Origin of the sequence: Polaribacter sp. Z014, assembly GCF_023555435.1 — a bacterium.
Classification (GTDB): Bacteria; Bacteroidota; Bacteroidia; order Flavobacteriales; family Flavobacteriaceae; genus Polaribacter.
In genome coordinates, this window is record NZ_JALCZP010000008.1 from 1 (window position 1) to 12,271 (window position 12,271).

Sequence of the window (12,271 nt, forward strand, 5' to 3'; positions counted from 1 at the left end):
ACTTAATCAATTTTTAGCTATATTTGAAAACAGGATTAAACTATAAATAATTTAACCCTGAGTTTTTCAACTTACACAGATTTTAGGATAGTGTCTTTAAAAGCAAAGTTTTAATTTAAAAGGCACTGTCTCATAAACGCACCCAAAACTATTTAGAACACTTAAACCAATTTTTAGATTTCTTTGAAAACAGGATTAAATTATAAAAAATTTAATCCTGTAATTTCTATCTTACACACATTCTGTAGATAATAGTGTCAAAAAATAATTTAATCAATGTCATTTAGACTTCTTTAAAACTTGTTCCACTCACTAAGTTCAAAAGCATTTAACCAAACTCCTTTATTACCTTTTCCTTTAAAATTAATACTAACTGGATTTTTTCCGTCGGAAATAAAAGTAAAATCACTCATTCCTGGTAACTCCCACTGCATTTCTTTCCCTTCAGTTACATTAATTACCTGCTCCTTTTGCATAGCATCAGATGAAATAACAATTGTTTTTTCATAAGGTAATTTATGTATGTTTAACGATTTTAATTTATCCTTATTAGGATCCATCAAATCTGAATTAGTTCTTGGCGCATGATGCCATGTTTTTAACTTATAAATTCCTTTTGGTAAGTTTTCAAAAACAAGATTAACACCTTTATTATCTATTGCTATAACACCATCTCCATAAGCATAACCATATTTACCTATTACATTCATTTCGCCCAACCATCTGTTTACCCCAGATTTTGTTCCTTTTTCAATTTTTACTGTTGCATCTTTAAACGATTTCATTTTATAAGAATTATCAGCTTCATCTTTACCGTACCAAGGGTTCCACCCAAATTGAAGCAACTGATCTGACGCTCCTAAATCTACACGTTCCCATTTAAAATCATAAATACGTTTTGCCTTATTTAAAATTTCGTTGTTAGAAAAAGACACCAAATCAACGGAACTACTGGCAGATTTTAAACCTTTACATTTTGCCGTAACAGTAATACTTCCTACAGTATTTCCTGCCTTAATTAATGCCGGAGCAATACCGTATTCCGTAAACATAGGATTTGCATTTATATCAATTTTATCACCAATTACAGAAGCGTCTCCCTTAACTAAAAACTTAATTAAATGTTTGGTATCTGGCACTACCGTACCATTTTCATCAACCACTGTTGCATATGCTAACAATATATCTGATCCGTTGGCTTTAAAATCTCGTCCAACAGTATCTAATTTTAATTGAAGTGCATACGGCTTTCCTGCTGTTCTTTTATAGGTTTCAATTGTTTTACCATCTTTAAAAGTCCCTCTTGCTAATAATTTACCGGGTTTGTATTCTAAATTTTTAAAATGAAATGGAGCATGTTCTAAACCATCATAAATAGTATCGGTACTTGGTTTTAATCTTTCTATTGTTTTTCCGTTCAATAATAATTCAACTTCATCAGCATTACTATACACCGTAATATTTTTTGTGCCTTCTGTCCATTCTTCTTCAATATCTATAAATGGTTTCTTTACTAATTCAGACTTATACCATTCTAAATTAGGTCTAGGGTTTCTAAAAATAGTCATCATACCACTTCTAGTTCTATCAATCTTACTTTTTGCTTTGTTATGCGTTGGATGAAAAGTATAATAAGCATGCGCTGTCCAAGAAATCAACCCTGTCATTAACGGATCCTTTTTATAAGGTGCTACTCCTGCAGCTCCTCGAATACCTTCCATTGCAAAAATAGGCTCTGATCTGTCCCAAATAAAAGCACCATAAAGCATGTTGGCATTAATATCCGTTAAACCAGAAGTTTGCCAACCTGTCCAACGCGCTCCTTGTGATGCAGTAAGTCTCGTAGGATCTTCTTTTTTTATGGTATTGTGAACTCTTGGAACATACCCTCGATGATTTACACCAGCACCCCACATAACTACAGAAGCATGGTTTCTATGATTTCTAACCATCGTACGTGCTGCACTTTCTAAGTTATTCCACCAGGCATCATTATCTGAAATTGAAACCCATGTTGGCGCTTCTTCATACACCAAAATTCCTAATTCATCACAAGCCTCTAATAGCGCATTATCTTGCGGATAATGGGCTGTTCTCATAACATTGAATCCATATTCTTTAAATTGCAGCATGTCTTTGTAATGTAAAGAATTAGGAACTGCATCTCCTATATAAGGATATTGTTGATGCCTGTTTGCTCCAATTAATTCAATAGGTTTATTATTTAAAATAAAACCTCTTATTGGATCTAGTTCAAATTTTCTAAGTCCTATTTTGGTTTCTACAAAATCAATTTCTTTTCCATCAATTTTAACAACACTATTTATTCTGTATAAATACGGATTGTCTATCCCCCAAAAATGAACATCATCTTCTAAACTACCAATTTGGTTAAATTGATATTCTTGACCTGACAATATTTTAGAAGAATCTTCTAAATGCAAAACAACAATGCCTTCTTTATTGATGATTCGTGTTACTAATTTGCAAATAACAGCTGTATTTTTTTCATTCTTAACAGCCGTTTTAATATCAATCGTAGCATTTTTGTTTACAGGATCTATGGTTGGAGTTGTGATGTTTACGCCAGAATTTAATGTTTCCCAATTAAAAGTAACATGCACATTATTTGTTTCAACCAAATACAAATCTCTATAAAGACCGCTAAATTTCACATAATCAAAAGGCCCAGGATCTGGAGGAATAATTTCATTTCTTCTATTATCAACTAAAAGTGTCACTTGATTACTTTTTCCTTTATTAACAAAGTTTGTAATATCAAAATGAAACGGTGTATACCCACCAACAGCATGTTGTCCTACATGTTTTCCATTTATCCATAAATCGGTTACTTGATGAGCTCCTTCAAATTCTAAAAAGACTTTCTTATTAGAATTACCTATCTTAATATCCTTTCTATACCAGCCAACGGTTCTATGAAATACTAATTGTGTTTTTTCATCTTCTAAACCATCCAGCGTTAAAGATGTCAGTTTTAAGGTATGTGGCACATTAACTTGTTCCCAATTGGAATCGTCTAAATCCGCTTCATAATTAGTAGCATCCGGATTTCCTAATTGAAACTTCCAATTTTGATTTAAATTAATTTTAGTTCGATCTGTATTTGGAAAACCAAATGGCAATTCTTGGGCTTCTATTTTAAAGACAAAAGATAAAACACATAGAAAACTAATTATTATTGATCGAACCATACCGTAAATTTTATTTATTTAACTTTTGTAAAAATATTACATTCTTTTTTCTTCATTAAACACAGATGTTCATATTAAAGGAACAAAAGGCTTATGAATATAAATTATTGAACTAATAACAAAAACTAAATACTATTTTTATCATACGTAATTTACTTCTTAGCTAGCTCTATTGCATACCCAATTACATTGCTTTAAAATTTCTATACAAACTATTTTCTAATTTAAGTATTACATTTATAAAACATTGATTACGTATATAGCTAAAATTTAATAATAACGAAATGTAAAACCTTCTATCTATTTCTGAGAATAGTGTTCCAAAGGTTTGTATTCGTGCATGAAGGAACCTCTCGAGAAGATAATTTAGAGAAACGATAACAAAACGTACAGATGTTTTATGAATTAGAACATTTGTTGCCCTTCTTACTAACAAATACTTTTAAATTTGAAAACAATCTAATTATTAATTAAAACAACCTAAAAATGAAAAAATTAGTACTATTTGTATTCGCTTTAATGCTTACTATTTCAATAAATGCACAAAAAAAGACTTTTGAAGGAGCTATAAAACATGCTGGCTTAACGCAAGTTGAAACACAAAATGTAATGAAATCTTATAATAAAAAAGTAAAAGCTATTAAAGCCATTAGAAAAGAAAAATTATCTAAAGAAGATGAAAATGCTAAAATTAAAGAAGCTAAAAAAACTTCTACAGCTGAAATTAAAGCTTTAATAAGTAAAGAAAAACAAAAAGCAATGAACCAATATTGGCAAAAGAAGTAATATTATTACTTAAATATAAACCATATAAAAAAGACAAACTTTTAAAAGAGTTTGTCTTTTTTTATTCATTAAAACCTATACCAATAATTAATCTTACATCTTCTTCTTTACATCAATAATCCAATCTGGTAATTTACCTAAACGTAATTTTAATTGTTCTTCAAACAAAGATGCTGGCTTTACTGGTGTGCCTAAACTTTCTAAAACCTGAACTTCATCTTCTTTAAAAGTGGTTCCACTACCATGAAAACCGACTATAATTGGAGGCACAATTCGCCAATACCAGCTATCTGTAGCAATAAACCTAAAATCTTTTTCGGCTTCATCAATTTCATTAAAATTCCATAATACTAAATTTTTACCATGATTAGGAAGATTCAATCTTGCTCCTCCTGCCCTACCTTGAAAAAAACCACCTGATACATTATCAAACAATGTGTTTCTTGGTTGAGATGCATGAGATTCAAAACACGTATGAGCAGCATACTCCGACCTCCAAATAACCGTATTAGAAGTACTCCCACCGCCTACTCCAAAGGAATGATGCATACCAGCTTTATCCTTAGAATTTGCAATTAAAATTCCCGTTGAACCTGTGGCATGAACCGCGCTATGACCAATATTACCTTCGATAGAAATGTTTATGGCAGTAGACGCTGCCGCGGATGAAAATGTGGCACATCTATTCACGTTTTTAAAAACACAATCTTTTAACCAAGAATCCGTTACTTCAGAAATTGTTAAAATACTCCAACCACCATCATGTTGTGGAGATTTATGATGTACAAACTTTTTCAACCAATTTCCTTCAAAAGTTAAATTTTCGAAACCAACATGGTTTAAATTTTCAAAAGTACTTACGGACCAATTGTATTTAGCTTCTATCGTATAATATAGTGGCTCTTTTAACGTAATTATATTCCCATGTACTTTAGAAACCTTATGATGTTCATTTACTTGTACTCCTTTCTTAGTTATCGAAGTCCATTTTGGATCTGGCTTCAAAGGATAAATATCCTGTTTTACAAAGTCTTTATCGTTGTTTAAAACTGCGATTGTTATCCAATCTCCATTTTTAATTTTTGAAGCATCTTCCACCTCAATTGTAAAAGTTCCTTTTGTAGCATTTTTAACAATTCTAGTTATTTTTTTACTTTTCTTTTCAGCTTTTACTTTTATGGCACTCGGTACGCTCCATAATTTATTAGGATCTGTGGGTGCTAAATCGTTTTCAAAAAATAGAATGGTATTGCTCTTATCTTCTCCTTTAAATACAATCTTTGAAGAGGTTATTAAAATGGTACGATCATCATCTTCATTCGTATTTATGTAATATGTCCCTTTAGGAAAATAAACAATTCCTTCTCCATTTTCTGATGCCGCTTTTATAGCACTATTTATTGCTCTTTTATCAGAAATTTTATCATTAGGAATCGCACCAAAATTAGTTACATCAAAAACTTTAAAAGCTACATTTGGTATTGCTTCTTCACTATATTTATAACCTACATAAGAGAAATCTGGTAAAATAGCGGTTGTATTATTTATTTTTGATTTTTTAAAATCTTCCCAAACAGCAGATTTCTGCCCCTGACAATTTGTGAAAACAATCAACAAAAAAAGTGTTGCTAAATTTCTTTGTATCATTAGTCTTGGTTTTTATTTTTTAACGAATAAGAACTTCTAAAAACAATCTACTTAACTAATATACTGCTTTTTATCAATGTTGTTAATTGATTCGCCATTACCTGATGATCTTTAACTCTTGGGTGTTTTTTAGTCTGTTTATAAGGCACAAAACAAGTATATACTTTTTTATCACCTAAATCATTCACCGTTTTAGTAACATAATTTGGCCAAGGAGAATTTTCTTTTGTAATATCCATATCACCCAATAAACAAACTATAGAAGCATTGGCATAATGAGTTCTAATACTTTTTACAAAGTTTGAATACGCAGCTATAATTTCTTTTTCTGTTGGTTTTTTGTTGCCAAAACGTCTTTTAAATTCTTCATGCTTTGGTCTATTTAAAATCCAACTATCATTCTGAAATAAATTTACAACAACAATATCTGGTTGCTTTTTTGAGAAATCCCATTTGCTTTCTGCGTCATTAGGGTTCAATCGATCATACATTTCTGGCATAATCATATTAAACCAACTAACGGTAACTCCAATTCCACTTCTAGCAATACAAGCATATGAGGCGTTTAAATTACGCGCCGTAATTGCTGCATAAGAATTGTAATTGTTTGTTACATTTCCATCATTTCTATCTTGTCCAGAATCATAATCTTCATTTCCATGACCAACAGTTATGGAGTCTCCGTAAAATTCTATAAATAATTTCTTTGTATTGTCTGGCGCTAAAACAATTCCGTTAAGTTCAAAACCATAAAAGCACGTTGTGCCATAAGTCCATTCGTTACGCTTTGTCAGTTCTATACTATGTGCTTTGTTTTCTAAATTTTCTGCTAAAGTATAGGTTGATAATCCTTTCTTTAGTTTTAATACATCAATAGGTTTTCCGTCTAAAATAACGTTAAAGTAATTGACTCCATTTTCATCATTTAAAACTACTTTAAGAGCTGTTCCTTTAAAGTTCAACTTAATGGAGGAACCAGACCAATAAATCTCTTTCGCTTTTTCTTTCGGATTCTCTCCTATTCTACCTTCAAAAACAATGGATTTATCATTATAATTTATTTTCGAAACTTCCAGTAATTTAATTGACTTACAAGAGATTACTAAAAATAAAATGAATACATATTTTATTGACGATTGCATAAAAAACTATTTTTAAATTGATACCCCAAATTACTAATTTGTTTCTAGCTATAGGATGAAAGATCTACTTCTTTAAAACCTTTATGTTTTCTGATTTTGTTGATGATTTAACAGACAAAACATACATGCCTTTAGCAAGGTTAGCTGTATTTAAAGTTACTTTATTATCCTGAACAGATTCCGTTTTAGAAAACACCAATCCACCTAAAATAGTATGTAATTTGATTGTAACGGTTTCACTGTTCTTATCATTAAAAACTAAATTAATACTGTCTGTAAACGGGTTTGGATAACTCTTCTGATTATTTAATATGTTTACATCTCCTACTTTTAAAGAAGAATCTGAATCATAATAAACACCTCTAGTCCAGCCACTTCCTTTTAATGCACACCAAAACACATTTTCATCATTAGGATCTGGTTTTAAATCTGTTATGGTATCTGGTTGCCCTAAATTTTTATTTATCTTCATCCAAGTTACACCTGCATCTCTAGATAAATAAGCCCCTGGATTGTAGGTTGTTGCTCCTTTGTTTTCATGTTGAAGTGGTACATTAACTGTGATTAAGTTTGAGTTTATTGGAGAAACTTCCGTTTGCCAAACATACGGCATGTTAAATATTTTTTCCCAAGTTGCACCTGAATCTTTACTTCTCCAAACTCCACCTTCTGCAAAAGTACCTTCATATCTACCGCAGGAAATAAAAATATGGTTTGTATTTCTATCAATAAAAACATTATTTACCGCTTTTATTTCTGCAGGAATTGAAACTTTAGTCCAGTTACTTGCTTTATCTGTAGATTTATACAAACCTCCTTTAGTTTCTGTTGGGCCTTCATTTAATGCTGCGTATAAAGTTGATGAATTTGCAGGATCCATTTTTAATCTTCTAACACTAAATCCTTCTGGTAAACCATTATTCATAGTAGACCAGGTTTTTCCTTCATCAGCACTTTTAATAACACCAAGCGTGGTAAAATCATCTGGAAGTAGTTTGCTTGAAACTTCTGCAATTGGGTTAGACATCACACAAAAATAAATATTTGCAGGATCGTTTGGATCTATAGTTAACGAATATTGAAATATATTATCGCTAGATAAATTACCACCATAAGCCAATGGAAAAGATTCGTTTTCCCAAGTTTTACCAGCATCTGTAGATTTTCTAAAATATCCTCTATGATTTTGTCTAAACTGAAGTGTATATATGATATTTGGATTATTTGGATGCACCGCTACAGAAGCAATAGAATGTGCTCCTTTATCGTTATTCTGACCTTCAATTTGCTCTACAGCATAGGCTTTATCATCTTCATAAGTGCCTAAACTTGCTGTTTGCCACAAACCATGTTCTCCACTACAAAAAAGATATCTATCTTCTATACCCGTTTCCAATAACATAAAACGTCCTGGTAAATTACTATCGCCTCTTGCAACCCAATGTTTACTTCCTATTTCGGTTTCATAATCATCTACTTGATGCCAAGAAGTACCATTATTGTTAGATCTCATCGTTTGTTGATCTAAACAAATAAAGACTTCTCCATTTGCATTTATTTCTAAAAATCGATTCCCAAACGTTTCTTCATTCTTCATTTTTTCATCATGCAAATGCGCAAATGTGGTATTCTGACCTGTAGTTGTATTTTTTGATGCCCAATAGGTTGCATCTTTATTACTATTCCAATAGCTTCCTGTTTTTGTTGTGGTACTCCAATTTTGACCTCCATTTGTTGTTTTCCAAACATCTCCAGGTAAAAAAGAATAATCATGTTTTACATTATGAGAAATATAAATTTCATCTTTATTTAAAGGATTTACCACCAACCTGTTTAAAACAGGCAATGTATTTGTTGGATAATCTGGATACATATTTTTAATATCGCTTGTACTTTTACCAAACCAATACCCAATAGCTTTCCAATATTTTTGTTGTGCTTGATAGCTACTTATTTCATTTAAATCAAAGCTAAAATCACCTGTAATGCTAGTCCAATTTTCACCTCCATCTATACTTTTAAAAATTCCACCTTTGGCATTTGTAGTAGTACCGTTGCCCTCAAAAAAAGTTTGTTCTATTACATACAAAATAAATTCTCCGCTAGTTTTATCGTAAAAAGAAGTCATATCACGAGGTAGATTGTTAGGCAAACCAGCTCCACTGATACTCCAATTATCACCTTTATTGGTACTTCTATACACACCAGCATTGGTTGCCATTATAATGTTGTTAGAATTTGTTGGATCCACAATTATTCTTCCAATATCTAACGTAGCTGGCAAATCATTTTTTTTCTTTTGCCAAGAAGCTCCTCTATTGGTACTTCTAAAAATTTGACCGTAATCTGAATATTGATAAACATAGCCTAATAAATCACTTTGCTTTCTGTGGTTTGCTTTTACATTCCAAAAATCTCCTCCACCAATATACCAATTATTATCGTTTGATGGATCTACAGCAAGTTCTGCATGTTTACCTCCCATATCTCTAACAAAAGTCCAAGTTCTACCTCTGTCTGTTGTATTAAAAAGCTCGCCTCTTACATCAATGGCATACCCAAAATCTGCATCTTGATGCGAAAATACAATAGACTGAATTCTTCGCATTCCTTTACCATTACCGTCATAATCTTTAATGGTTTGCCAAGATTTACCATTATCCCAAGAACCGTAACTATTGTACATATCTGGCGACATAAACATGACATTTACATCCGTTGGATGACACCAAAACTCTTCACAATAACCAGCCATTCCAGGGCCAACTTGTTTCCAATCTAACTTATCTGAAGAAATTACTTTTTCAGTTTGAAGTTTTTGGAAATATTCCGTATCCAATTGTCCGAAAACCGAATTTGATAAAAATAAAACAAGAATAAATTTTAAAATAGCTTTCATTAAACAAGTATTTTTAGTGATATAAATTTGACTAACAACAGCATCTAATTACAAAATTATTTTTCTGAATTAAATGATACAACCGCAGACTCTAAACCTTTGGAAGAAGCTTTAAACTGAATATTTCCTGCTGTTTTTGTTGATTTAATTATTGCCAAACATTTACTATTAAATGCCTTACGTTCTTTAGCTTGAAAAGAATCGTGACTAAAATTATCTCCATTTCCAACACCAATTAACGTAGCTTCTCCATCAATAGAAAATTGAATTAAATTGTCTGCTTTTGGCACCACATTTCCATCTTTATCAAGAATAGTACATTCTATATACGCCAAATCTTTATCATTCGCTTTTAAGTTTGTTCTTCTTACAAAAACTTCAATTTTTGCCGCTTTACCAGCTGTTTTTACTTCTTTAGTTGCAATTTCTTTTCCGTCTTTATAAGAGATTGCTTTTAAAGCCCCTGGTTTGTAAGTAACATCCCAAGATTGGTATTCTACATCATTTAAATTGTTGGTTTTCTTACCCAAAGATTTTCCGTCTTGAAATAATTCTACAGTATCTCCATTTGTATATGCATACACCGTTACTTTTTTGCCTTCCATACCTTCTAAATTCCAATGCGGAAAAATATGCACCATTGGTTTATCTGTCCATTGAGACTGATAGAAAAAGTATCCATCTTTTGGGAAACCACACAAGTCAATTGGTGCAAAAGAAGAAGAACGTGCTGGCCATCCATAAGGAATTACTTCCCCTAAATAATCCCAACCGGTCCAAATAAATTGGCCCATTATGTTTTCTCTGTTTTTGATATCTTTCCAAGCTTGAACACCTCTAAAACCAATAAGTTCTCTTTGTTCTACCCAATCGTGAGCTTCTTCTGATGAATAGTTTAATTTATCCCAAAACGCCTTTTTTTCATCTCCATATAAATAGGTGCTTCTTGGATAATAAGATTGTGCAGAAGCACATTCTGTAACGATTCCCAAGGCATTTGGCGCAATTTCATTTTCTCTATCTAAACCATTTTCTTTGATGTAATTGTATCCTCTAATATCACTAGTTTTCGCTGCTCCTTCACTTGGCCAAGCATCCCAACCATACCCAATTAATCCATTTGTAACTGGTCTGTCATCTAGATTATGAATAATGTCAATTAAACGATTCGCAATAGGAATTCCTTCATCCGTTTTCATTTGATCTATTTCATTACCAATACTCCACATCACCACAGATGGATGGTTTCTATCACGTAAAACAAAATCTGTTAAATCTTTATCTGCCCATTCTTTAAATTTATCAGCATAATATTTTACAGGAATACGTACTTTTTTTCCATCTTGAATAGTAGTAGGCTTTTTCACAATTTCCCATTCATCAAAAACTTCATTCATTACTAAAAAGCCCATTTCATCACAGATATCTAAAAATTCTGTAGAAAAAGGATTGTGAGAAGTTCTTACTGCATTACAGCCCATTTCTCTTAAAATTTCTAACTGACGTTCTATTGTTCTTCTATAAATAGCAGAACCTAAAGGACCACCAGCATGATGCAAACACACCCCTTTTAATTTTATTTGTTTTCCGTTGATAGAAAAGCCTTTGTCTTTATCATAACCTAAATCTCTAATTCCTGTTCTAGTACTTTCTTGTCCTATTAAAGTTCCGTTTTTGAGAATATCAACTTGTACTGTATATAAATCAGGAGTTTCAGGAGACCATAATTTAGGATTCTCAATATCTAAATCAACTTTAATTTCTTTGGATGAATTTCCTTCTAATTTTATATTTTCTTCGGAAAAAGCTACCACAATTCCGTCTTTTAAAACACTTGTTTTAGCAACAACTTCTTGTCCTTTTGTATATTCTGTTTCAACTGTAAAAACAGCATTTACAGTTGCATTTTCTTTAGAAATACTAGGAGTTGTTACATACAAACTCCAATTTGGTATAAATGTTTTTTGTTTAATTTTTAAAGTTACATCTCTATAAATACCTGTTCCTGTATACCATCTAGAACCTGGTTGTGCAGAATTATCTAAAGTAACTGTTAATACGTTTTTTTTATCAAAATTAATATACTTAGTTAAGTCATATTCAAAACCAATATATCCCATTGGTCTGTATCCTACTTTGTTTCCATTAATATAAACTACAGAATTTCTGTAAGCTCCATCAAAATAAACAAAAACTTTACTATCTTTTTTATTTGCAGTTACATCAAACGTTTTTCTATAGGTACTTTTACCCGTTGGCAACCAACCTCCTCTAGAAAAAGACGGGTTGTCTTTAGAAAAAGGACCTTTAATACTCCAGTCATGAGGTACTTTTACGGTTTCCCAAGTGGTATCATTAAAATCGGGATTTATTGCTGCTTGTACATCTTCTTGAATAAATTTCCAACCTTCATTAAAATTAATGTGCTCTGGCTTTGTATTTGTTTCTGAACAAGAAATAAAACTGATGATAAAGAAGAGTCCTAAAAATAATTTATTTGTTGTTGAAATTAAAATCTTGTTCATATATACTTTTTATAAAGTTAATTAGCTTGAAATTCAAATTTATAATTACTGTTTAGATAT

General features: G+C 31.4%; 6 protein-coding genes. 1 reads left to right on the forward strand and 5 read right to left on the reverse strand.

Translation table 11 applies throughout. The features are described 5' to 3' along the window. Positions 1–293: 293 nt before the first annotated feature. Complete coding sequence (locus MPF19_RS10960) at positions 294–3,212, reverse strand: glycoside hydrolase family 2 protein (protein ID WP_249988262.1); 2,919 nt, start codon at positions 3,210–3,212, stop codon at positions 294–296. 486 nt (positions 3,213–3,698) lie between these two features. On the opposite strand from MPF19_RS10960, the gene MPF19_RS10965 reads away from it, so the two are divergent. After that, entirely contained in the window at positions 3,699–3,998 is a 300-nt protein-coding gene (locus MPF19_RS10965) for a hypothetical protein (RefSeq protein WP_249988263.1), read from the forward strand. 93 nt (positions 3,999–4,091) lie between these two features. Here the strand turns inward: MPF19_RS10965 and MPF19_RS10970 are convergent, their stop codons facing one another. From MPF19_RS10970 to MPF19_RS10985, 4 genes are all read right to left on the reverse strand, one after another. Then, the gene (locus MPF19_RS10970) at positions 4,092–5,645 is read right to left on the reverse strand and encodes a DUF4955 domain-containing protein (RefSeq protein ID WP_249988264.1); all 1,554 of its coding nucleotides are present in this window, start codon (positions 5,643–5,645) and stop codon (positions 4,092–4,094) included. 47 nt (positions 5,646–5,692) lie between these two features. After that, positions 5,693–6,787, reverse strand: coding sequence for an SGNH/GDSL hydrolase family protein (locus tag MPF19_RS10975; RefSeq protein ID WP_249988265.1), 1,095 nt, complete (start codon positions 6,785–6,787; stop codon positions 5,693–5,695). A gap of 64 nt (positions 6,788–6,851) precedes the next feature. Next, a complete protein-coding gene (locus MPF19_RS10980) occupies positions 6,852–9,686 on the reverse strand; it encodes a VPS10 domain-containing protein (RefSeq protein ID WP_249988266.1) in 2,835 nt (944 codons plus the stop codon). Between the two features lie 56 nt (positions 9,687–9,742). Continuing rightward, the gene (locus tag MPF19_RS10985; RefSeq protein WP_249988267.1) at positions 9,743–12,211 is read right to left on the reverse strand and encodes a glycoside hydrolase family 2 TIM barrel-domain containing protein; all 2,469 of its coding nucleotides are present in this window, start codon (positions 12,209–12,211) and stop codon (positions 9,743–9,745) included. Positions 12,212–12,271 lie beyond the last annotated feature (60 nt).